The organism is Gordonia hydrophobica NBRC 16057, from assembly GCF_001592365.1.
Lineage (GTDB): Bacteria > Actinomycetota > Actinomycetes > Mycobacteriales > Mycobacteriaceae > Gordonia > Gordonia hydrophobica.
In genome coordinates this window covers 32168-54219 of record NZ_BCWU01000012.1, presented here as the reverse complement: position 1 = coordinate 54219, position 22052 = coordinate 32168, and the positions used below count along the sequence as shown (strand labels likewise).

The window sequence follows — 22052 nt, the reverse complement described above, 5'->3', positions numbered from 1 at the left end:
ACGAGCGCCTCGATCCGGTGACATCGGTCGAGGCGAGCTTGTCAGGTGTCGAGAGTGCGCCGCCCTATCACGCTCAACTGTTGAACAATCATGGCAGAAATGTGATCCATGTCAATATCTCTGGTGGCTGTGATTGCCGACGGCAGTGTGGAACTGTCGGTTGCCGCGGGGCTCCGAGGATCGACGTCGAGGGTTGTCTGCGCACTTCAGGGGCACGGGGACGCTCGCACGAGGGCCTCGGGGTTGACCTGGATCACAATCTCGCCTAGATTGTTCAACAACTGCACAGCCTCGCAGTTTCAAGGCCTCAGCCGCCCAGGCCTAGTCAACTTCCTGAGTTAAGGAGCCCGCCTTGTCGATTCTCGATCATGCCGCGACCGCTGCAACGTCGCAGGAGCAGTACAACCCGAGGACACTTCCGTTCTCCTGGTACTCGGATCCGGCGATCTTCCGTCGCGAAACACAGGAGATCTTCCACAAGTTCTGGCAGTACGTCGGGCCGACGCACTCGATTCCCAACGCTGGTGACTTCTTCCGCATTCAGCTCGGCGATGTTCCGGTGCTGGTCACGCGTGGAAAGGATGGCAATATCAATGCGATCGTCAACGTGTGCCGTCATCGTGGCGCCGAGGTGAAGCTTGAGGAGCGCGGCAATTGTGACGCACTGACCTGCCACTACCATGCATGGACCTATTCGCTCGAGGGCGATCTCAAGTCGGCTCCGCGCACACGTAAGGAAGTGGACTTCGACAAGTCGAAGTTTGGACTGCGGAAACTCCGCGTTGAGACGTATGGCCCGTTCATCTTCGTCTCGCTCAACGACGACGTGCCCCCGCTCGCCGAATTCATGGGTGATCTCCCAGCGATCATCGAGGGCACGGGAGTCAACCTCGACAACCTGAAACTCCAGCAGCGCAAGGAGTACCGGCTCAAAGCGAACTGGAAGATCGTCGTCGAGAACTTCCTCGAGTGCTATCACTGCCCCAATGCTCATCCGAGCTTCGGAGACACGATCGATCTGAGCAGCTACGACAGTGAGGAATCAGGTTGGATCTCCACCCAGTTCGGTCCGCCGGTCGAGGACGGCGAGACGGTCGAGCGTCAAGTTCGCGAAGGTCGTTACAACTTCCTGTTCCCGACTCTGAGCCTGAACATCTACCCCGGACCGGGCAATCTGTCGACCAATCAGCTCATTCCAATCGATGAAGAGAACACGCTCGCCGTCTACGAGTACTTCTATGAGGAAGGCGCTGACCCGACATTCGTCGAGGAGACCAGTGAGTTGATCCATCAGGTGATGGTCGAGGACCTGACGCTTTGTGAGTCGGCGCATCGCGGTGCCAAGTCGGGTCAGGTCGACGCGGGGCGCCTCGTCACCAAGCACGAGCACTCCATCGCTCACTTCCAGGACCTCATCCGAAGTATTGTGAGCGAATGATGGCTGCCGATGGGTTCGCAGGCTTGGGAAACGCTGTGCAGCGTAAGGGAAGTGCACAGCAGCTCGCCGACGAGATCCTTGGTCGGATCCTCGGGGGCGACATCTCTCCCGGCACACCGCTGCGCGAGTCGGTCGTGGCGCGCGAAGCGGGAGTCGCACGTAACACGGTGCGCGAAGCGATCAGGATCCTGGTCGCTGATGGTCTGGTGCAGCATTTCCCGAACAGGGGAGCTGCAGTCTGCGAACTCACCGGCGACGACGTTCGCGACCTCTACCGGGTCCGGCTGATGGCCGAGCTGGAGGGGATCCGATCAGCGACCGGACTCTCTCCAGCGCAACAGGCGACGTTCGAGCAGTCGCTTGCCGCGTTCGGCGAAGCCGCCGAATCGAACGATCCGAATGCCTTCGTCGCAGCTGACCTGAACTTCCACACCCTGCTCGTCGATCTCGCAGGCAGCCCCCGACTGGATCGGCTGTACCGGAGCATCACCAATGAGGTTCGGTTCGGATTCTCGCTGCTCACGGCCGCCGACCGCGAGGTGGAGTACTCCGAGCCTCTGGTGAGCGAGCATCGGGCCATCTACCAGGCTCTGGCCGGCGGCAAACTCGATCGTTGTGCCGAATTGCTCACCGAGCATCTTGAACACTACAAGTGCCGTATGGCCGACTTGGTGGAACGCAGGTCCGAGCAACGACCTGCGGCCGCCGGCGAATAGGCCGAATCTCTTCCACGTAACCACAGAAAGCAGACCCGCCTCCCAAGGTGCGGTCGATCTGGTCCTGCCACGAAACAGGTGAACTATGTCTTCAACCAACTCTGCCGGCCGTTTGGCGGGCAAGATCGCCGTCGTCACCGGCGGTAGCCGTGGCGTCGGCGAGGCCGTCGTCCAACGATTCCTTACAGAAGGCGCCGACGTCGTCGCAGTGAGCCGTTCGGGTGTGTCGAGCAGCGACGGGGCTGTCTCGGTGCAGGGCGATGTCAGCTCCGAGGCCGACGTCATCGCACTGATGAACACCGTTCGCGAGCGGTTCGGCAAGCTCGACGTTCTGGTGAACAACGCCGCCGTCGAGTACGAGGCCACGATCGAACACACGAGTGTGGACGACTGGGATCGGGTGATGGCGATCAACGTGCGCGGCCCATTCCTGACGGCCAAGCACGCTCTGCCGTTGATGCGGGAAGCAGGAGGCGGGTCGATCGTGAACCTGGCTTCGGTCGACGGCTTCTGGGCGGAACCGCATCTGGCCGTCTACAACACCTCCAAGGGTGCCGTTCAGGCCTTCACACGCGCACTGGCGATCGATCACGGTCGCGAGAACATTCGAGCCAACGCCATCTGCCCGAGCTACGTCCTCACCGACATGCTCAGCCAGTTCTTCGACGCGCAGCACGATCCGGACGAAGCGCGCGCTCAGGCCGCATCGATTCATCCTCTCAACCGGATGTCCTACCCGGCCGACATCGCCAATCTGGCGCTCTGGCTCGCAAGCGACGAATCATCGTTCGCCACCGGACAGAGCTACGTGCTCGACGGCGGACTCACCGCCGGCCGCACCGTTGACCTCAGCCGTCTCCGTCCCGAAGGGCAGCACTCATGATGACCACTACAGTGGCCGCACGACCCATCCGTAGCGTCAATCCGGCGTCCGGCGAGACCATCGCCGAGTACAGCGCACACAGCCCGGAAGCGATCGACGCCGCGTTGACACGTACTCGCACGGCCTTCGAGGGCTGGCGCACGACGACCGTCGACGCCCGTGCCGCCAAACTGCATGCGATGGCGGCGGCGATCCGTGCTGGATCCGACCGCTTGGCTGCGCTGATCACTGCTGAGATGGGGAAGCCCATCGCCCAGGCGGAAGCCGAGATCGAGAAGTCAGCGGGCGTGTGCGAGTTCTACGCCGACCACGCCGCCGATATGCTCGCCCCCGAACCCGCCGAGCTGGTGGGCCGCGAGGCATTCGTGCAGTTCCTTCCGTTGGGACCGGTGCTCGCGATCATGCCGTGGAACTACCCGATCTGGCAGGTGATGCGGGCTGCGGCACCGATCCTGTCCGGCGGCAACACCCTCGTCATCAAGCACGCGGAAAGCGTCAGCGGGTGTGCGCTGGCGCTCCAGAAGATCTTCGACGACGCAGGGCTCGGTGACGGCGTGGTCCAGACCCTTCTGCTCGACGGTCCCAGCGCGAGCATGGTGATCGCCGACGACCGAATCGCAGCGGCGACGCTCACCGGCAGTGAGCGTGCCGGGGTCGCGGTCGGTGGCGCGGCAGGTGCGGCGCTCAAGCCGTGTGTCCTGGAGTTGGGCGGGAGCGACGCCTTCATCGTCGTCGACGATGCCGACGTCCACGCCGCCGCGCAGGTCGCGGTCAACGCCCGCTTCCAGAACACTGGCCAGAGTTGTATCGCCGCCAAGCGTTTCATCGTCACCGACGCCGTCGCCGACGAGTTCATTGCAGCGTTCACGGCAGCGACGAAGGCATTGACGATCGGCGATCCGTTCGACCGGTCCACCGACGTCGGTCCGATGTCACGCGTGGAACTCCGCGACGAACTGGACGATCAGGTGACCCGCGCCGTCGCACATGGGGACACGGTCTTGGTGGGCGGCACCCGTAGTGACGGGCCGGGCGCCTTCTATCCGCCGACAATCGTCGAAGTGGCCGACACATCGTCTCCGATCATGCAGGAGGAGACCTTCGGTCCGGTCGCTGCGGTGATCCGCGTGGCCGATGAGGACGCAGCGATCCGTGTGGCGAACGACTCGGCGTACGGCCTCAGCTCAGCACTGTGGTGCGGAGATCGTGATCGTGCAGTGTCGATCGCAGCCCGCCTCGACACCGGCGGTTGCTTCATCAACGGGATGACCGCGTCGGATCCGCATATTCCGTTCGGTGGCGTCAAGCGCAGCGGTTTCGGTCGTGAACTCGGCGCGTACGGTCTCCGCGAATTCGTCAACGTTCAGACCGTGACCATTCCGGACTGACGACGATAAGACGAGGGCTGAGATGACTACCACCATCGGCCGGTCTCACACGATCGGCGATCTGGGCACCGACGAGATGCTGCTGACTGTGGCGGCCAAGGAGGATGTCGCGACGGATGTCGTGGCGTTGGAGCTGCAGAGTATCGACGGAACGCCGCTGCCGGCGTGGGCGCCCGGAGCTCATCTGGAGTTTCGACTTCCCGCACCGGGCGGCGACCTGATCCGCCACTATTCGCTGTGCGGCGACCCAGCAGACACCGCGAGTTGGCGCGTCGCAGTGCTTCGCGAGCCGGCCGGCCGAGGCGGCAGCGCCTACATCCATGACGCAGTGGCGGCCGGAGACACCCTCGTCGTGACCGGTTTGCGAAACAACTTTCCACTACGAGAGTCCACGAAGTACCTGTTCGTGTCCGGTGGGATCGGCATCACGCCGATCTTGCCCATGGTTCGGGCCGTCGCCGAGACCGGGGGCGACTGGCGGTTCGTCGGCTGCACACGCAGTACCGATCGATTGCCGTTTCCGGACGAGGTGGACGCATTGCCCACCGATCACGTCACGGTCCACGTCGACTCGGAGTCCGGTCTTCTGGACTTGGAGTCGCTGTTGAACTCGTGCGATGCCGACACAGCAGTGTACGTCTGCGGCCCGACCGGCCTCATCGATGCGATCGAAGCGCGCAGCGAGGGCCAGGACTGGACGTTCTTCGCCGAGCAGTTCGCCGCAGAAACGGTTGACAGCTCACGTGACCAGGCGTTCGAAGTCGTCATCGACAGTACTGGCGAGGTGGTCACGATCCCCGCGGACAAATCGATTCTCCACACGCTGAACGACAAGGGGTTCGACATCCCGTCGTCCTGCGAAGAGGGGACCTGCGGAACGTGCGAGACCGGGGTGCTCGACGGGATCCCGGATCACCGTGACGTCGTCCTGTCCAAGGCGGAGAAGGCGGAGAACGACTGCATGATGCTGTGCGTTTCGCGTGCCGCGTGTCCTCGGCTCGTCCTTGAACTGTAGATCCCGACCTTGAGAGAAATGGATAGACCAGTGACTCTTGAAACAATTTCCTTCGACGTCAACGACCTGTCCAGCGTCGTCGACGGCGAGTTCGCCATGATGTCCGGTGCGAAGACGGCAGTGGTGGCTCCCGCCACGGGTGAGACCATCGTCGAATTGCCGTCGGCCACGGTCGAAGACACACATGCCGCGATCGAAGCAGCAGGCCGTGCAGCTAGGACCTGGCGCTTCTCGACTCCCGCACGACGGGCCGAAGTCCTCCTGGACATCGCGAACGCCATCGACGCGAACGCGTCGGACCTCGCGTGCCTGGAGAGTCTGAACGTCGGCAAACCACTGGCTGCCGCGACCGAGGAAGTGGCCGGCGCGGCCGACTGCTTCCGATTCTTCGCCGGCGCCGCACGCAACCTCGAGGGGAAGGCCGTCACCGAGTACGTCGACGGATATACGTCGATGATCCGTCGTGAACCGATCGGTGTCGCGGGCCTCATCTCGGCATGGAACTACCCGCTGATGATCACTGCGTGGAAGCTGGGCGCCTCGCTCGCAGCGGGCAACACGGTGGTCCTCAAGCCCGCGACGCAGACTCCGCTCACCGCTCTTCGTCTCGCGGCTCTGATCCGCGATGCCGCTCCGGTCGGAGTCATCAACACGTTGTTCGGTTCTGGCGCCGCGGTCGGCAACACGCTGGTGGAGAGCCCCGACATCGGCATCGTGTCGATGACCGGCGGGACTCCGACCGGCAAGGGCATCGCGGCGCGGGGCGCCGAGACGCTCAAGCACGTGCATCTCGAGCTCGGAGGCAAAGCTCCGGTCATCGTGTTCGGCGACGCCGATCCCGTCCAGACTGCTCAGGTCCTCAAGGTCGGCAGCTTCTGGAATTCCGGTCAGGACTGCGGTGCCGCTGCGCGTGTGTTCGCACACCGCACGGTGTACGACCGTCTCGTCGAGGAGCTCGTCGGCCAGGCGGAGTCGCTGAACGTCGGCGACCCGGCATCGAGCAACGACATCGAGATGGGGCCGGTTGCGTACGCGGCTCGGCAGCGCGAGGTCCTCGACCTCGTCGACCGCGCCGTCTCGGAAGGTGCTCAGGTGCTGACCGGCGGCCGAGCATTGGGAGAGCGCGGGGCATTCGTCGCGCCGACGGTTCTCACCGGCGTCGCCAACGAGCACCACCTCGCGAAGACCGAGATCTTTGGCCCCGTGGTCGACGTTCAGCCGTTCGACGACGACACCGACGTGTTCGCGTTGGCGAACGACACACCGTACGGGCTCGCGTCGTCCGTGTTCACCCGCGACATCGGTACCGCGATGGAAGCCTCCCGTGTCCTCAACTTCGGCACCGTATGGATCAACGACCACATGCCGATGGCAGCGGAGATGCCGTGGGGCGGATTCAAGGCTTCCGGCTACGGCAAAGACCAGTCCATGTACTCCCTCGAGGATTACACGCAGGTCAAACACGTGATGATCAAGCTCGGCTGAGTCCACCGATCACCGCCCTACGACTTCGAACGGAGTAGACCGATGTCTGCACCCGCCATCCAAAGCACGCAGTTCTCGCTGCTGTCGTCCCCGATCGACATCGGTCGGGTGACGGTCAAGAACCGCATCGTGTCGTCCGGGCACGACACCGGCATGTCTGTCGACAGTGCAGTGAGCGACCAACTCGTCGCCTACCACCGCGCTCGCGCTGCAGGCGGGGTCGGACTCATCGTCCTGCAGGTCAGCGGCATTCACGAGACGGCCCGATACACCACGCACATGCTGATGGCGACGGACGACTCGGCGATCGACGGATACCGTCGCATCGCCGAGGCAGTGCACCCGTACGGCACCAAGGTGTTCGGACAGGTGTTCCACCCGGGACGGGAGATGATGGAGTCGCTCGACGGTTCGCGGCCGGTCGCCTACTCGGCGTCGAACGCCATCAACGACCGTTTTCACCAGGTGCCCGCGGCGATGCCTAAAGACATGATCGACGAAGTCATCACCGGCTACGCCGATGGTGCGGAGCGCATGCGCAAGGGAGGGCTCGACGGTACTGAGATCGTCGCCAGTCACGGATATCTCCCCGCCCAGTTTCTCAATGCGCGCTTCAACCAGCGGACCGACGAATACGGCGGCAGTTACGAGAACCGACTACGGTTCCTTCGGGACACCGTCCGGGCCGTCCGCGACCGAGTAGGACCCGATTTCGTGGTCGGCCTGCGGATCTCCGGGGAGGAGATGAGCGAGGACGGACTGGTGATCGACGAAGTGGTCCAGGCATGCCGGGACCTCGACGCCGACGGTCTGCTCGACTACATCAGCGTCACTGCAGGTACCTCGGCGACACTGGGCGGAGCCGTCCACATCGTGCCGCCGATGTCCCAGCAGGTCGGCTACACAGCGCCGATCTCCGCACAGATCAAGAAGATCGTTGACGTTCCGGTGATGGTCGCCGGCCGGGTCAACCAGCCGCAGGATGCCGAAACCGTGTTGGCGAACGGGCAGGCGGATCTCTGCGCGATGACTCGCGCCCTGATCTGTGATCCCGAGATGCCGAACAAGGCACTCGATGGCGAACTCGACTCCATCCGCGCGTGCATCGGCTGCAACCAGGCTTGCATCGGACACCATCACGCCGGCTATCCGATCTCGTGCATCCAACGTCCCGAGAGCGGGCGGGAACTCGTCTACGACCTGCCGAACCCTGTCGTGCGCCGCAAATCAGTGATGGTCATCGGCGGCGGACCCGCAGGGCTCAAGGCGGCGACAGTCGCCGCCCAGCGCGGACATGAGGTGACTTTGTATGAGGCCGAGCGCCGTGTAGGAGGTCAGGTTCTGCTTGCCGAGCAGCTTCCTGGACGGGCCGAATTCGGCGGTGCCGCAACGAACATCATCGCGGAGGCGCAACGCGCCGGAGTCAATATCGTGACCCGACACCGCGTGGACGGTGATTTCGTTCGCGCCAGTGCACCCGATGCCGTCATCGTCGCGACTGGCTCGGTCCCTCGTCAACCGGAGATCGAGATCATGGACGAACCGACGATTCTCGAGGCACGGGATGTGGTCGGTGGCGTGGAACTGCCGCACGGACGCATCGTCATCGCTGATTGGCGCTGCGATTGGATCGGCCTCGGCGTAGCGCAGATGATCGTGCAGAAGGGTCGTAAGGCAGTCCTCTGCGTCGACGGGTACATGGCGGGGGAGATGTTGCAGCAGTACGTTCGCGACGACATGCTCGCTGCGGCGCATGCTGCGGGGGTCGAGATCGTCACCAACGTTCGCGTCATGGGAGTCGATGAGGACACCGTCTACCTGCAGCATCGCCTGAGTGGGCAGCCTGTGATGGTCGAGGACGTCGCTGCAACGGTGTTCTCGCTGGGCCCACTGCCCGAGAACTCGTTGGTCCGCGAACTCGACGACGTCGGCTGCGACGTCATCGCGATCGGCGACGCCGTCGCACCCCGCACCGTCGAGGAGGCCATCCTCGAAGGCCTCAAGGCCGCTTGGAACATCTGACAGCCCATCAGCTTCATTCAATCGCAAGGAGTACCCATGTCTGATCGTCTCGCAGGCAAAGTTGCCATCGTCACCGGAGCGAGCCGTGGAATCGGCGAGGCCATCGCCCGCAGATTGGCCGACGACGGCGCCACCGTGGTCAACGCCAGCATCATTGACCCGACCTTCGACGACCGCCCCGACATCGAGTTCGAGCACCTCGACGTCACTTCCGCAGAATCGGTCAATCAAGTGGTGGCGAAGGTGGTCGAGAAGTACGGTCGCCTCGACATCGTCATGAACAACGCGGGCACCGAGATCGAGAAGTCGGTCCCGGACACCTCCGAAGAGGAGTGGGACTTCGTTATGAACGTCAACGTCAAGGGGGTGTTCTTGATGTCGAAGGCGGTCATCGGGCATCTCATCGAGTCCAAAGGCGTGCTCATCAACCAAGCGTCGATCAACGCCTACTGGGCGGAGCCCGATCTCGCGGTCTACTCGACGTCCAAGGCCGCGGTTCTGCAACTCACCAAGTGCATCGCCCTCGATCACGGCCGCGACGGCCTCCGCGCCGTCGCGATCTGCCCGGGGTACGTCCGAACTGATATGACCGAACAGTACTTCGAGAGCCAGGCCGATCCGGCTGCGGTACGCGCAGGCATGACGGGCAAGATGCCGCTCAACAATCGCCTCGCAGAGCCGTCGGACATCGCATCGATGGCGGCTTTCCTCGCCAGCGACGACGCGTCGTACCTGTCCGGGCAGGCATTCGTCGTCGACGGTGCGCTGTCAGCGGGCCGTGCCTTCGAATGGCATTGAGTTCATGCTCGGCGGACTGTGCCGGAATGCCGATCGGGACAACCGGTGACCACTGAACTACTGGCCGCGAACCGAGTCGGCTCACGTCGACCCGGCGACAGCGTGAGTGGGATCTGTGGAATCAGGCGCTCATCGCGCAGGGAAGAGTGCCTCGGGGTCGAGGGTGACGGTGACGGGGCCGTCCGTGGTGACGGTGCCGTCGCCCCAGTCGCCCACGTACTCGCCCGCGACGAGGGACAGCGCCTCCAGGCGAGATGTCGTGAGGTCGACGATCCAGTAGTTCGGGATCTGTGCGGCCGCGTATTCATGACGCTTCATCACCAGGTCGGTGCCGCGGGTGCCGGGAGAGGGAACCTCCACGACGAGTGCGACGTCCTGGGCGACGAGCCTGGGCCCACTGGCACGCGAGTGAACGACGACGTCGGGGATGCGGACCGTCGCAGGAGTTTTCGTTTCGAGCACGAGTTCCGGTTCTGCCGCGACGTGCCAGTCGCTCGGCAGCTGTGGGAGGATCGCGGCGCAGAGCCGAGCGATCGCGTTCTGATGCTCGATTCTTGCCTTGGGTGACACGATCAGGACCCCCTCCTGAAGCTCCGACCGCGCAGAATCGTCCTCCCCCAGGGCGTCCCACTGCGCAAGCGACAGAAGCTCGCGAGGCTGTGTCTGTGCGGTCATGCACCCGAGTCTAGGTTCGGGGCGCGAGCAGGCCAACCGCGCTGTCCGCAGCTTCGCCATCAACGACATCAGCTCCGTACTTCTCCTCGCAGAGAAGTACGGAGCTGATGCGATGCGGAGGTGCTAGCGCTCCTTGGACCGGATCCTGATCCCGCTCAGCGGGATGCTGACGCTGCCGCCCGGATCGGTGAAGAAGTCGTTGCCCTTGTCGTCGACGACGATGAAGGCCGGGAAGTTCTCCACCTCGATCTTCCACACGGCTTCCATGCCGAGTTCGGGGTACTCGATGACCTCCTGGCTCTTGATGCAGTCGAGCGCCAGACGTGCCGCGGGGCCGCCGATGGAGCCGAGGTAGAAGCCGCCGTGGGTATCGCACGCGGTGGTGACCTGCTTGGAGCGGTTGCCCTTGGCGAGCATCACCATGGAACCGCCCGCAGCCTGGAACTGCTCCACGTAACTGTCCATCCGTCCCGCGGTGGTGGGGCCGAACGAGCCGGACGCCATGCCCTCCGGAGTCTTCGCGGGACCGGCGTAATACACCGGGTGGTTCTTCAGGTACTCCGGCATCGGCTCGCCGGCGTCGAGGCGCTCCTTGATCTTCGCGTGTGCGATGTCGCGGGCGACGACGAGCGGGCCGGTCAACGAGAGTCGGGTCTTCACCGGGTGCTTCGAGAGCTCAGCGAGGATCTGATCCATCGGCTGATTGAGGTCGATCTCGACGACCTCGCCGCCCGCGATGTCCTCGGCGGTACCGGTGTCGGGCATGTACTGAGCGGGATCGGTCTCGAGCTGCTCCAGGAACACCCCGTCCGCGGTGATCTTGCCGAGCGCCTGGCGGTCGGCCGAACACGAGACGGCGATCGCCACGGGGAGCGACGCACCGTGGCGCGGGAGTCGGACTGCGCGGACGTCGTGGCAGAAGTACTTGCCGCCGAACTGCGCACCGATGCCGAACGACTGCGTGAGCTTGAAGATCTCCTCCTCCAGCTCCGGATCGCGGAACGCGTGCCCGGCCATGCTGCCTTCGGTGGGCAACGAGTCCAGGTAGTGCGCCGAGGCGTACTTCGCGGTCTTGAGCGCGAACTCAGCAGACGTGCCGCCGATCACCACGGCGAGGTGGTAGGGCGGGCACGCGGCGGTGCCGAGCGACCGGATCTTCTCGTCCAAGTACTCGAGCAGGCGCTTCGGGTTCAGAATCGCCTTGGTCTCCTGAAACAGGAACGACTTGTTGGCCGAGCCGCCGCCCTTGGCCATGAACAGGAACTTGTACTCCGGGCCCTTCGGTCCCTGCTCGGTCGCGTAGATCTCGATCTGCGCGGGCAGGTTGGTCCCGGTGTTGCGCTCCTCGTACACGGTGAGCGGCGCGTTCTGCGAGTACCGCAGATTGAGCTTGGTGTACGCGTCGTACACGCCGCGCGAAATCCACTCGCCGTCCTCGACGCCGGTCAGGACGCCCTCGGACTTCTTGCCCATGACGATCGCGGTGCCGGTGTCCTGGCACATCGGCAGCACACCGCCCGCCGAGATGTTGACGTTCTTCAGCAGATCCAGCGCCACGAAGCGGTCGTTGCCCGACGCCTCGGGATCGTCGATGATCTTGCGGAGCTGCTTGAGATGCGCAGGCCGCAGATAGTGGCTGATGTCGTGCATCGCCTCCGCGGTCAGTTTCTGAATGGCCTCGGGATCCACCTTGAGGAAGGTCTGACCGTCGACGTCGAACGTCGAGACTCCCTCCTTGGTGATGAGGCGGTACGGGGTCTCGTCTTCACCGATCGGCAGCAGGTCGGAGTAGAGGAATTCGGGGGCTGAAGCAGATTCACTCACGACTTGCATGGTAACTCTCCTGCTGAGCGCGCCCGCCCGCCGCCGGTGGTAGGCCGACGGAAGGCACGCGCGCTGCCGCGTCAACCGCCGATGCCGACCGCGGTCAGCACCACCGTCACGATCGTGGCGACCGCGAAGACGCCGTGCGCCGCGACGACGGCGAGCGGGAACGACTTCTCCGGCGGATTGTTCTCACCCGCATCCCGCGAAACACTCGGCAGCCACCGTGCGACCATCCCGAAACCGGTCAACGCCAACAGCACCAGCAAGGCCAACGACACCCACGCGAGCGCGTCCACGTCGGCGATCAGATACACGATCCAGAGGACCAGGCCGACAGCGGCGACGAGAAAGTGCGCGAAGACGACCGGCGCGGGCAGTCGGCTGGTAGTACCCGGCTTGGCGCCTCCTCCCATCAACCACTTGGCGAGGAGGACGAATCCGCCACCCGCGGTGATCACCCACAGAATCAGGGCTGCGATGTCCATGGTGCTCTACTCCATTCTGTTGTTGAAACGGTTTCAATACGTGTTCGCTGAACGCTCCGCGCCCAGGAACCCGGTGGCCTGGGTGGCTTCGTCGGCCACCCGGACGCCGTAGCGGTAGGCGAGCTTGCCGCCGAGCGACCCGGCGATCGTGAGGACCACCAGGCAGATCACCGTGAGCACGAGCGGGCCGAAGGGCACCGGGCCGTCGAGCATTCCCACGGCACGCCACGCGAAGCCCGCGCCGAAGCCGACGGTCACGGCGAGCATCAAGCTCATGTGCCAGATGCCCGTGCGGAACGCCGGCGTCCGCGTCGGAATCATCAGCAGATCGAGAGACCCGACGGTCGCTGCGGCGAGCGCGCCGAGCACGCCGATGCCGATCAGCCAGAGCGCGCCGCGGTTCAGGAACGCAGGATCGGCGACGATGTGCGACGCGACGTCGAAGACCAGGCTGGTGACCCACGCGCCGATCGGAACGGTCACCAGGATCGGGTGGTACGGGTGCCCGTACGGGCCGGCGAGCGCAGCGCTGGCAGGATGTTTCGCCCGGTCAGGAGTGCTTTCCATCGAGATCACCTCTAAAAATCATAAGTATCGTCATTAGAGGTGACATTACGCCCACGATTGTTGGTTTTACAATGGGGGCATGGCTCTCTTCTCTCGGTTCCGCCGTGCACGACCCGATCCGGACGACGTCGCCGCGGTGTCGGTCCTCGATGAGCCGACCCGCCGCCGCATCTACGAGTTCGTCTGCCCCAAACGTGACGCGGTGAGCCGTGACGAGGTCAGTGAGGCGCTGGGGATCCCACGGCAGACGGCGGCGTTCCATTTGGAGAAGCTGGCCGACGCCGGGTTGCTGGACGTGGAATTCGCACGACGGAGCGGTCGCAGCGGGCCGGGTGCCGGGCGGCCGTCGAAGCTGTACCGACGGAGCGCGCGGGAGGTGAGCGTGGAACTGCCCGGGCGGTCGTACGACATCGCGGGTGCCTTGCTGGCCCAGGCGGTGGAGGATGCGGATCGGACAGGGGAGTCGCCGCGAGCGTGCCTGGCTCGGGGCGCAGCGGATCTGGGGCGCGACATCGGCGTGCCGGACGACGCGACGGATGAGGAATTGCTGGCCGCACTCACCGAGTGCGGGTACGAGCCGCGCATCGAAGGCGACGACATCGTCCTGGTCAACTGCCCGTTCCATGCCTTGGCGAAGACTCACACCGGACTGGTGTGCGGGATGAATCTGGATCTGCTGTCGGGCGTGCTCGGCGACGCGACTCGGCCGCGGCTCGACCCGCAGGAGGGCTACTGCTGCGTGCGGATCACCCGGCGGTAGCGGATTGATTCCCGGTGGTCGTCACGACTCGGGCGCGGTGACGCATCACTTCGCGTCGAGCCGCACCACTTCTCGTTCCCGCACTCGGTCGCGACCAAGTGCGGGAGCCGCAAGTGGTGCGGCTCGACGCGAAGTGGTGCGCGGGGTTCACCCGCCCTCGTGACGCCCACTGCGGCGACCTCCACTAACGCCGGTCGCCGGAATCCGACATCTAATGCGCGGCGGGTGTGCGGGCGTGAATGGCGTCCGCGAGTGGCGCCAACTCGGGTTGTTCGGCGGCCGTGGTCAGCGCTTCTTCCAGCACGGCATCGTGTGTGGGACGCGCCTGCTGGAGGAGTTCGACCCCCGCCGGCGTGAGCTCGGTATAGATGCCCCGCCGGTCGTCGGCGCACAAGATGCGGGTGAGGAGTGCGCGGTCCTCGAGTCGAGTGACCAGGCGCGTGGTCGCGCTGCTGGAGAGGGCGGCGGCGCGTGCGAGCTGCTGCATGCGCATATGCCAGCCGTCCTGTCGGCTCAGGGCGTCCAGGACGGTGAATTCGACGACGGACAGTCCGTGCTCGCTCTGCAGTGACTTCTCGAGGCGGGTCTCGATCAGCGAATGCAGCGCGACGAGAGTGCGCCATCCCCGCGCGCGGATTTCGACGGCGTCGTCGGCAATTCCCATGTCACAGCCTTTCGTGAGGTCGACAACAGCATAACACCTTGCGCGGGTAAGCCGCGTGTGCAACTATCTACGTTGCGTCTGCAATGATTGCACACGCGGCTTATTGCGTACGACGTTCGTCAGGGCGGTCGTGCCAATCCATCACCTCGCCAAGGAGTAATCATGCCCGTCGCGCTCTACGCGCTCGCCCTGGGCGGATTCGGCATCGGACTGACCGAATTCGGCATCATGGGCCTCCTACCGGAGGTGGCGAGCGACTTCGCCGTCTCCGAGTCCGTCGCCGGCTACCTCATCTCCGGCTACGCGCTCTCGGTCGCCGTCGGCGCCATCATCATCACCGCCGGACTCGGCCGCGTCGACCGGAAGAAGGCGCTGCTGGGGCTGCTCGTCCTGTTCATCATCGGGAACCTCATGTCGGCCGTGGCCGGCAGTTACGAACTGATGCTCGCCGGTCGGATCGTCGCCGCGCTGTGCCACGGAGCGTTCTTCGGCATCGGCTCGGTGGTGGCTGCGGACCTCGTCTCGCCGAACCGTCGCGCCGCCGCCATCTCGATCATGTTCGCCGGTCTGACCATCGCCAACGTGCTCGGCGTGCCACTCGGAACCTTCCTCGGCCAAGCGGCAGGCTGGCGCGCCACCTTCTGGGCGATCACGATCATCGGCGTCGTCGCTCTGGTCGGCATCGCGGTGCTCGTCGCACCGACCGCCGCACCGGAACGCGAGGGCCGTGTCCTCGACGAGTTCGTCATCTTCCGCAGTCGGCAGGTGTGGCTCTCGATGATCGTCACGATCCTCGGATACGGGGGCATGTTCGGCGCCTTCAGTTACATCGCCTTCACCCTCACCGGAGTCAGCGACTTCGACTCGTCGACGGTCCCGTGGCTGCTGGTCCTCTTCGGCGTCGGCTTGTTCGTCGGCAACCTGGTGGGCGGACGCGCCGCCGACAAGAACCTGCCGCGCACCCTGATCGTGCTGTTCGTCGGACTGACCGTGGTCCTGGCGGCCTTCGCACTCACCGCGACCTCGCAGGTCGCCACCCTGATCGCGTTGGTCTTGATGGGTGGACTCGGATTCGCGACGGTTCCCGGACTGCAGATGCGCATCATGAACTTCGCCTCCGACGCCCCGACGCTGGCCTCGGGCGCCAACATCGCCGCGTTCAACGTCGGCAACGCATTCGGCGCCTGGATCGCCGGCCTGACCCTGGCGGCGGGCCTCGGCTACACCGCGCCGCTGTGGGTGGGCGCCGCCATCACCGCCGCAGGCCTCCTCGTCTTCGGCGTTGCGACCACACTGCCCGGCGGCGAGTACGCACGCATCCGCACACCGGAATCACAGCCCGTTCAGCGTGCATCGGCCGGCGTCGGCTGACACCGTAGACACCACGACCACATCGTCATCGCATCGAACATCAGGAGAGAAATGTCCGAGATTCCCACCATCACCCTCAACAACGGCGTGCAGATGCCCCAGGTCGGCTTCGGGGTGTTCCAGGTGCCCGACGACGGCGCGCAGGAGGCCGTCGAAGTAGCGCTGGAGAAGGGCTACCGCAGCATCGACACCGCGACGATCTACGGCAACGAGCAGGGCGTCGGCCGCGCACTGGCCGCGTCGGGCGTCGACCGCGACGAACTGTTCATCACCACCAAGCTGTGGATCGGTGACCTCGGCGCGGGCAAGGCCGCGGATGCACTCGACGCGAGCCTGGAACGACTGGCGCTGGACTACGTGGACCTCTACCTGATCCACTGGCCCGCGCCCGCGACCGACGACTACCTCGACACCTGGCAGCAACTCGACGCGCTCGGCACCGCCAAGACCCGGGCCATCGGCGTCTCCAACTTCCTGCCCGAGCACCTCGACCGCGTCGCCGCGCTCGGTGGCGCCGTTCCCGCCGTCAACCAGGTGGAACTGCACCCGGCGTTCCAGAACCGGGAGACCGTCGAGGCCAACCGGCGCTACGGGATCGCCACCGAGGCGTGGAGCCCGCTCGCACAGGGCGCCGCGCTCTCGGAGCCCGCGGTGGTCGACGCCGCCGAGCGGCACGAGGTGACCCCGGCCCAGGTGGTGCTGCGCTGGCATGTGCAGCACGGCACCATCGTCATCCCGAAGTCGGTGACGCCGTCGCGCATCGAATCGAACTTCGATCTGTTCGGCTTCGACTTGACGGCCTCCGAGATGACCGCGATCGACGACCTCGAGGCCGGCGGTCGTATCGGCAAGCACCCGGCGACGTTCAACGGCTGAGTCAGTGTGTGTGGACCGCGATGTGGTCGGCGGGATTGCTCCGCCGACCACCGTCGGTCTGCAGGAACGCCACCGAGGTCTGGTATCCACGGACGATGAGCTCGTCGGCCCGCGAGAAGTCCAGCGGCCCGATGTCGAGTGGGCACGGCGGAGGCAGGACGATCAGATCGGCGTCGTCGGTGTACTCGCGGATGTCGCGCAACAGTCGCTTGTGGATCAGCAGCGTCATCGTGTGCAGCAAGGTGTCCGGGACGCCCTTCGGCGGATCGGCGAGCGCACACGGATATCCGCAGGGCAGGACGTAGATGGTGTCGGCGCCGCCCTCGACAGCGTTGGAGATGGCGGTGTTGTCGGCGATGCCGCCGTCGATCAGCAGGCGGCCGTGCCACGGCACGGGCGGCAGCAGCCCGGGGATCGCCGCACTCGCGACGATCGCGTCGGACGCCGGACCGGCGGTGATGTCGACCTCGTTGCCGGTCACCAGGTCGGTCGCGACCACGGTCAGCGGGATCCGCGTCTCCTCGATCCGATCGAAGTCGAGGTGCTTCTCCGCGAGTCGACGGATGCCTTGATCACCGAACAGTGAGGACTTGCGACCGAGCAGTGCGCCGAGGAGTTGCTGCGGACGCGGCGGAAACAGCTGCCACGTGGTGAGCCCGTGCCAGATCTTCTCCAGATCGTCGACGATGTCGGGCCGCAGACCGCGTCCCGCGACGAATGCCGCGTTGAGCGCGCCGACCGACGTGCCCACCAGAAAGTCCGGTTGCACGTCGATCTCGGTGAGCGCGCGCAACATCCCGACTTGGATCGCGCCGAGATTCGCGCCACCGGAGAGAACCAGCGCTGTGGTCATGACGACACCTCCCTGACCCCACGATAGGACGATTCGGGCACCCCGGGGCCGAATGGGTCAGGTGCGGGCGGGGAGGCCGACGTCGACGCGGTGATGCTCGAGGTCGTGGAGCGCGTAGATCCCCAACGTCTCGACGGTGAACGCAGATCCATTGCTGCGCAGGCCCTGCCGGCTCCAGTCGTTCTCGCCGACGGTCCGGTACAGCTCGGCGAACCCGGTGGTCGCGGCCTCCAGTTGGTCGCCGACCGTGGCCGGATTCTGGGCGTTGTACTCCGCTTCCGCCTCGGCGGAATCCTGATCCCAGTCGGCGAAGGTCACCGGCTGCGTCCGCAGCATCAGCTCCAGGCGCTCGGTCATCACGGCGTTCACGTCGCGCACGTGGCACGCGTACTCCAGCGGCGACCAGGTGTCCGGATCGGGCCGCGTCGTGACATCCGGCCGGGCGAGGACGGTGCGCCAGCCGTCTGCGGTCGCGCGGATGCGGGCGTCGATCTCGGTGCGGCGGAACTGCGCGGGATCGAACCCGCATTCGTCGCACTGCCGTTGGATCACCCAGGTCCAGTCCTTGGTATCCGGTTTGCGGGTCATGAGACCAGCGTAGGACGTGATTCACCTGGGCGGCGCCGCGAGGGAAAGTCCCGTCGAACAGATGAGGGCGCGTGATGGGGTCGGCGACCGGTGCGCAGCCGCCGCACCCTGCAAGTTAGGCTGTCCTACGTTGGGCTGACTCCGTGCCCGACGGGAGGCGATGTGGCGGACTGGACCCAGAGCAGGCTCCCGGTGTTCTTCGAAGCTCCGGACGAGCCGCAGCACTTGCGACCGATCCGGGTCGACGAGCACACCACGCCGCGAAAGCTGGTCCTGCGCACCGCGTTCGGTCGGCGATCGCTGACCGTTCCGGCGATGTTCCTGATCATCGGGCATCAGATCGGCGAAGCGCTGGTGCCGGTCGTGATGGGTCTGGCGATCGACCGCGGCATCGCCACGGGCGACTGGGCGGCCACGCTGCGCTGGGTCGCGATCCTCGCGGCGGTCTTCGCGTTCTTGTCGTTCAGCTACCGCTTCGGCTCGCGGATCGGCTTCCTCGGGATGCAGACCATTCAGCATCGGCTGCGCACGCAGGTCACCGACCGCATCCTGGACCCGCGTGGGCTCGGCGGCGGCCACTCGCCGGGCGTCCTGCTCTCGATCGCGACGTCGGATGTGCAGCGGCTCGCCATCGCCGTCTCCCTCACGCTGTATCCGATCGGCGAAGTCGCGTCCGTCTTCTTCTGCGGCATCGTGTTGTTCACCGTCTCGTGGCAGGTGGGGCTGCTGGTCCTCGTCGGGGCACCGCTCATCCTCTGGCTGCTCGACAAGGCGGGCGGTCCGCTGCGCCGCCGCAGCGAATCCGAGCAGCAGGCCGCAGGCGACGCCGCCGCCTCGGCCGCCGATCTGGTCGCCGGGTTCCGGGTGATCAAGGGTGTGCACGTCGAGGACGAGGCGCTGCGCCGCTACCGTGGCGCCAGTTCACGGGCACTGGCCGCAGTGATCCAAGCGCGGCGGTCGCAGGGCGTCTACGTCGGGTCGATGGAGGCGATCGCCGCGGTCTTCGTCGTCGCGGTCGGCGTGGTCGGCGGCATCATGGCCGTGTCCGGGTCGCTGACCGTCGGTCAACTCATCACCGTCGTCGGTCTGACCCAGTTCGTGATGGGTCCGCTCGGTGCGCTCGGCACCAACTTCGGACGGGTGTGGGCGGGTGCCCAGGCGTCGGCCAAGCGGGTGCTGCTGGTGTTGCGGGCGCCCGTCGCCCGGCCGGCGGGCGACGACCCGGCGGTCGGGACGGCGGTGACGCCGATCCGGTTCGACGGCGTCGGCGCCGCAGCAACGCCGGTCGATCTCACGCTGCCGTCGGAGGGTGTCACCGTCATCCGGTGCGACGCCGACGTCGCGGCCCAGTTGACCGCACTCCTCGCGCGCACCGCGCCACCGCAGCAGGGGCGGGTGTGGGCCGGCGAGACGGATCTGTTCGCGCTCACCGAAGACGCCGCGCTGCGGGCGGTGCGCGTCGCGCCCGCGGCCACCACGTTGTTCGAAGGCAGCATCGCCGACAACATCGACAGCGGCGCCGGCGACCGGGTGGCGGCCGCGCTCCTGGCGGCGGCCTGCGAGGACATCATCGAGGTCCTCCCGAACGGACTCGACACCCCGGTCGGCGAAGCCGGACGCCTGCTCTCGGGCGGGCAGCGGCAGCGCGTGGCGTTGGCCCGTGCACTCGCGTCGGACACCGAGACGCTGGTGCTCGTGGAACCCACGAGCGCCGTCGACTCGGTCACCGAGGCGACGATCGCGGGCCGACTCGCCGACGTCCGACGCGGTCGCGCCACGGTGATCTTCACCTGGTCGCCGACTCTCGTGGCCGTCGCCGACACCGTCGTCGATCTCGGCCGGCTGGACTCGGGACGAATGGACCCCGGGGTGGCGCGATGACCGCGGACCGCACCCTGGCCGTCGCCGACGGCCGCAGCACGCTGGCCTACGTCCGTGGACTGCTCGCGGGCAGGCACTGGGCACTGGCCGGCGTCGTCACCATCCTGTTCGGCGGTGCCGCGCTCGGCCTCGTCGTCCCGTGGGGCTTCGGCGCCATGGTCGACACCGCGATCGATTCCGGCTCCACCGCCGACATCGCGCGCATCGGCATCGCGATGGCGGTCGCCGCGCTGGGATCGGCGGTGCTGACCGGGCTCGGTGTGGCGTTGTCGGCGCAGTTGTTCGAGACCGCGCTCGCCCGACTCCGCGAGGACATGGTCGGCGCGGCGTTGGCATTGCCGCAGTCCCGAGTGGAGGAGGCCGGGTCGGGCGACCTCGTCTCGCGGGCCACCGACGACGTGGAAGTGGTCAGCGAGGCCATCGCGACCGGGGTGCCGATGCTGTCGAGATCGGCGTTCACGGTCGTGGTCACCGCGATCGGCTTCGCCGCGCTGGACTGGCGCTTCCTCGCCGTGATCGTGGTGATCGTTCCGGTGTACTGGTTCGCCATGCGCATGTTCCTGACGGTGGCGCCGCCGGTGTATCGCGGGGAACGCGCCGCCATGGCGCGCCGTGCGCACCACGTGCTCGGCGCCGTCCGCGGGCTCGCGACGGTCCACGCGTTCGGTCTGGTCGGGCGGTCGGCCGAACGGATCGACGCCGGCTCGTGGGGCGTCGTGAAGTGGTCGATGCGCGCCCGCATCACCAACAACCGGCTGTTCGGCCGGCTCAACTTCGCCGAGTTCCTCGGCATGGCGACCATCGTGATCGTCGGCTTCCTCCTCGTCGACGCCGGCAGCGCCACCGTCGGCGCCGCCACGACCGCCATGCTCCTGTTCCTACGGTTGTTCGACCCCATCGCCGGGCTGCTGCTGGTGATGGATCCGATCCAGTCCGGCGCGGCGTCGCTCAGTCGCATCGTCGGCGTGATCGGGGATGGAGAAGGGCCGCCCGAGGACGCCGTCGCCGTCGGGAGCGGGGCGCGCAGGCTGCAGACCGACGCCGTCACCTTCCGCTACCACCGCGACGCCCGCACGGTGCTCCACGAGGTCAGCATCGTCGTCGAACCGGGGGAGACCGTCGCCGTCGTCGGCAGTTCCGGGGCGGGCAAGACGACCCTCGCCGCCCTGCTCGCCGGCATCCACGAGCCCGAGTCCGGGACCATCACGGTCGGCGACGTCGACCTCCGCGACCTCGCGATCGACGAGCGTCCCGTGCTGGTGACGCAGGAGGTGCACGTCTTCTCGGGTCCGCTGATCGACGATCTCCGGCTCACCGCGCCCGACGCCACGCCCGACCAAGTGCGCTCGGCGCTGGAGGCCGTCGGCGCGTGGGAGTGGGTCGCGCTGCTGCCGGACGGACTCGAGACCGTGGTCGGCGCGGGCGGTCACGCGTTGACGCCGATGCGCGAACAACAGATCGCGTTGGCGCGGTTGATGCTGCTGGATCCACCGGTGGTCATCTTCGACGAGGCCACCGCCGACGCCGACAGCGCCGACGCCGACGTCCTCGAGGACGGCGCGCAGGCGGCGCTCGAAGGGCGGACGGCCCTGGTGATCGCCCATCGACTCACTCAGGCCGCGCGCGCCGATCGGATTCTGGTGATGGAGGGCGGCCGCATCGTCGAGAACGGAACACACGACGCGCTGCGCCGGGCCGGCGGTCGCTACGCCGAACTGTGGTCGGCATGGAGCCGATTCCGCGGGTGAGCGGTCAGAACG

General features: G+C 66.2%; 20 protein-coding genes. 13 read left to right on the top strand and 7 right to left on the bottom strand.

Annotation, left to right across the window (positions count from 1 at the left end):
* Window positions 1–352 precede the first annotated feature (352 nt).
* The 8 genes from GH2_RS17660 to GH2_RS17625 all read left to right on the top strand — a co-directional run bounded on the left by GH2_RS17660 (window position 353) and on the right by GH2_RS17625 (window position 9745).
* Complete coding sequence (locus GH2_RS17660) at window positions 353–1438, top strand: aromatic ring-hydroxylating oxygenase subunit alpha (RefSeq protein WP_066171114.1); 1086 nt, start codon at window positions 353–355, stop codon at window positions 1436–1438.
* Window positions 1435–2154, top strand: a complete 720-nt coding sequence (locus GH2_RS17655; RefSeq protein ID WP_084247601.1) for an FCD domain-containing protein — start codon at window positions 1435–1437, stop codon at window positions 2152–2154. The genes GH2_RS17660 and GH2_RS17655 overlap by 4 nt, the downstream gene beginning before the upstream one ends.
* Before the next feature lie 85 nt (window positions 2155–2239).
* Complete coding sequence (locus GH2_RS17650; protein WP_066171108.1) at window positions 2240–3037, top strand: SDR family NAD(P)-dependent oxidoreductase; 798 nt, start codon at window positions 2240–2242, stop codon at window positions 3035–3037.
* Window positions 3034–4425: an NAD-dependent succinate-semialdehyde dehydrogenase gene (locus tag GH2_RS17645; protein ID WP_239589105.1), complete on the top strand. Its 1392-nt coding sequence runs from the start codon at window positions 3034–3036 to the stop codon at window positions 4423–4425. Before GH2_RS17650 ends, GH2_RS17645 begins: the two co-directional genes overlap by 4 nt.
* A 22-nt stretch (window positions 4426–4447) precedes the next feature.
* Window positions 4448–5440: a PDR/VanB family oxidoreductase gene (locus GH2_RS17640; protein WP_084247600.1), complete on the top strand. Its 993-nt coding sequence runs from the start codon at window positions 4448–4450 to the stop codon at window positions 5438–5440.
* A 30-nt stretch (window positions 5441–5470) separates the two neighbouring features.
* Window positions 5471–6925: an aldehyde dehydrogenase family protein gene (locus GH2_RS17635; protein ID WP_204701040.1), complete on the top strand. Its 1455-nt coding sequence runs from the start codon at window positions 5471–5473 to the stop codon at window positions 6923–6925.
* 42 nt (window positions 6926–6967) lie between these two features.
* A complete protein-coding gene (locus GH2_RS17630) occupies window positions 6968–8947 on the top strand; it encodes an oxidoreductase (RefSeq protein ID WP_066171102.1) in 1980 nt (659 codons plus the stop codon).
* Window positions 8948–8983: 36 nt separating this feature from the next.
* Entirely contained in the window at window positions 8984–9745 is a 762-nt protein-coding gene (locus GH2_RS17625; protein ID WP_066171098.1) for an SDR family NAD(P)-dependent oxidoreductase, read from the top strand.
* 129 nt (window positions 9746–9874) lie between these two features.
* On the opposite strand, the gene GH2_RS17620 is transcribed toward GH2_RS17625, so the two are convergent.
* From GH2_RS17620 to GH2_RS17605, 4 genes are all read right to left on the bottom strand, one after another.
* A complete protein-coding gene (locus tag GH2_RS17620) occupies window positions 9875–10420 on the bottom strand; it encodes a Uma2 family endonuclease (protein ID WP_066171095.1) in 546 nt (181 codons plus the stop codon).
* A gap of 123 nt (window positions 10421–10543) precedes the next feature.
* The gene (locus tag GH2_RS17615; protein ID WP_066171316.1) at window positions 10544–12244 is read right to left on the bottom strand and encodes a fumarate hydratase; all 1701 of its coding nucleotides are present in this window, start codon (window positions 12242–12244) and stop codon (window positions 10544–10546) included.
* Between the two features lie 80 nt (window positions 12245–12324).
* Window positions 12325–12732, bottom strand: a complete 408-nt coding sequence (locus GH2_RS17610) for a hypothetical protein (RefSeq protein WP_066171092.1) — start codon at window positions 12730–12732, stop codon at window positions 12325–12327.
* Between the two features lie 33 nt (window positions 12733–12765).
* Window positions 12766–13299 carry a DUF2231 domain-containing protein gene (locus GH2_RS17605; RefSeq protein WP_066171313.1) on the bottom strand — a complete coding sequence of 178 codons (534 nt, stop codon included), beginning with the start codon at window positions 13297–13299 and terminating at the stop codon, window positions 12766–12768.
* A gap of 79 nt (window positions 13300–13378) precedes the next feature.
* Here GH2_RS17605 and GH2_RS17600 point away from each other — a divergent pair, with 79 nt between their 5' ends.
* A complete protein-coding gene (locus GH2_RS17600) occupies window positions 13379–14059 on the top strand; it encodes a helix-turn-helix transcriptional regulator (protein WP_066171090.1) in 681 nt (226 codons plus the stop codon).
* 211 nt (window positions 14060–14270) lie between these two features.
* Here the strand turns inward: GH2_RS17600 and GH2_RS17595 are convergent, their stop codons facing one another.
* On the bottom strand, window positions 14271–14723 hold the full coding sequence (locus GH2_RS17595; RefSeq protein WP_066171087.1) for a MarR family winged helix-turn-helix transcriptional regulator: 453 nt from the start codon (window positions 14721–14723) through the stop codon (window positions 14271–14273).
* A gap of 162 nt (window positions 14724–14885) precedes the next feature.
* Between GH2_RS17595 and GH2_RS17590 the strand changes: the two genes are divergently transcribed.
* Together GH2_RS17590 and GH2_RS17585 are read left to right on the top strand one after the other, a co-directional pair.
* Window positions 14886–16094 carry an MFS transporter gene (locus GH2_RS17590; RefSeq protein WP_066171085.1) on the top strand — a complete coding sequence of 403 codons (1209 nt, stop codon included), beginning with the start codon at window positions 14886–14888 and terminating at the stop codon, window positions 16092–16094.
* A 51-nt stretch (window positions 16095–16145) separates the two neighbouring features.
* Window positions 16146–16970, top strand: coding sequence for an aldo/keto reductase (locus GH2_RS17585; RefSeq protein ID WP_066171080.1), 825 nt, complete (start codon window positions 16146–16148; stop codon window positions 16968–16970).
* A gap of 1 nt (window position 16971) precedes the next feature.
* Here the strand turns inward: GH2_RS17585 and GH2_RS17580 are convergent, their stop codons facing one another.
* Both GH2_RS17580 and GH2_RS17575 read right to left on the bottom strand, forming a co-directional pair.
* The gene (locus GH2_RS17580; protein WP_066171079.1) at window positions 16972–17823 is read right to left on the bottom strand and encodes a patatin-like phospholipase family protein; all 852 of its coding nucleotides are present in this window, start codon (window positions 17821–17823) and stop codon (window positions 16972–16974) included.
* A gap of 57 nt (window positions 17824–17880) precedes the next feature.
* Complete coding sequence (locus GH2_RS17575) at window positions 17881–18411, bottom strand: DinB family protein (RefSeq protein WP_066171076.1); 531 nt, start codon at window positions 18409–18411, stop codon at window positions 17881–17883.
* Between the two features lie 162 nt (window positions 18412–18573).
* Between GH2_RS17575 and GH2_RS17570 the strand changes: the two genes are divergently transcribed.
* Together GH2_RS17570 and GH2_RS17565 are read left to right on the top strand one after the other, a co-directional pair.
* The gene (locus tag GH2_RS17570; protein ID WP_066171073.1) at window positions 18574–20292 is read left to right on the top strand and encodes an ABC transporter transmembrane domain-containing protein; all 1719 of its coding nucleotides are present in this window, start codon (window positions 18574–18576) and stop codon (window positions 20290–20292) included.
* On the top strand, window positions 20289–22040 hold the full coding sequence (locus GH2_RS17565; RefSeq protein WP_066171070.1) for an ABC transporter ATP-binding protein: 1752 nt from the start codon (window positions 20289–20291) through the stop codon (window positions 22038–22040). Before GH2_RS17570 ends, GH2_RS17565 begins: the two co-directional genes overlap by 4 nt.
* Window positions 22041–22052 lie beyond the last annotated feature (12 nt).

Coding starts and splice junctions, on each gene's coding strand:
- GH2_RS17655 (WP_084247601.1), top strand. CDS start 1,435: ATGATGGCTGCCGATGGGTTCGCAGGCTTGGGAAACGCTGTGCAGCGT.
- GH2_RS17650 (WP_066171108.1), top strand. CDS start 2,240: ATGTCTTCAACCAACTCTGCCGGCCGTTTGGCGGGCAAGATCGCCGTC.
- GH2_RS17645 (WP_239589105.1), top strand. CDS start 3,034: ATGATGACCACTACAGTGGCCGCACGACCCATCCGTAGCGTCAATCCG.
- GH2_RS17640 (WP_084247600.1), top strand. CDS start 4,448: ATGACTACCACCATCGGCCGGTCTCACACGATCGGCGATCTGGGCACC.
- GH2_RS17630 (WP_066171102.1), top strand. CDS start 6,968: ATGTCTGCACCCGCCATCCAAAGCACGCAGTTCTCGCTGCTGTCGTCC.
- GH2_RS17625 (WP_066171098.1), top strand. CDS start 8,984: ATGTCTGATCGTCTCGCAGGCAAAGTTGCCATCGTCACCGGAGCGAGC.
- GH2_RS17620 (WP_066171095.1), bottom strand. CDS start 10,420: ATGACCGCACAGACACAGCCTCGCGAGCTTCTGTCGCTTGCGCAGTGG.
- GH2_RS17610 (WP_066171092.1), bottom strand. CDS start 12,732: ATGGACATCGCAGCCCTGATTCTGTGGGTGATCACCGCGGGTGGCGGA.
- GH2_RS17605 (WP_066171313.1), bottom strand. CDS start 13,299: ATGGAAAGCACTCCTGACCGGGCGAAACATCCTGCCAGCGCTGCGCTC.
- GH2_RS17600 (WP_066171090.1), top strand. CDS start 13,379: ATGGCTCTCTTCTCTCGGTTCCGCCGTGCACGACCCGATCCGGACGAC.
- GH2_RS17595 (WP_066171087.1), bottom strand. CDS start 14,723: ATGGGAATTGCCGACGACGCCGTCGAAATCCGCGCGCGGGGATGGCGC.
- GH2_RS17590 (WP_066171085.1), top strand. CDS start 14,886: ATGCCCGTCGCGCTCTACGCGCTCGCCCTGGGCGGATTCGGCATCGGA.
- GH2_RS17585 (WP_066171080.1), top strand. CDS start 16,146: ATGTCCGAGATTCCCACCATCACCCTCAACAACGGCGTGCAGATGCCC.
- GH2_RS17580 (WP_066171079.1), bottom strand. CDS start 17,823: ATGACCACAGCGCTGGTTCTCTCCGGTGGCGCGAATCTCGGCGCGATC.
- GH2_RS17575 (WP_066171076.1), bottom strand. CDS start 18,411: ATGACCCGCAAACCGGATACCAAGGACTGGACCTGGGTGATCCAACGG.
- GH2_RS17565 (WP_066171070.1), top strand. CDS start 20,289: ATGACCGCGGACCGCACCCTGGCCGTCGCCGACGGCCGCAGCACGCTG.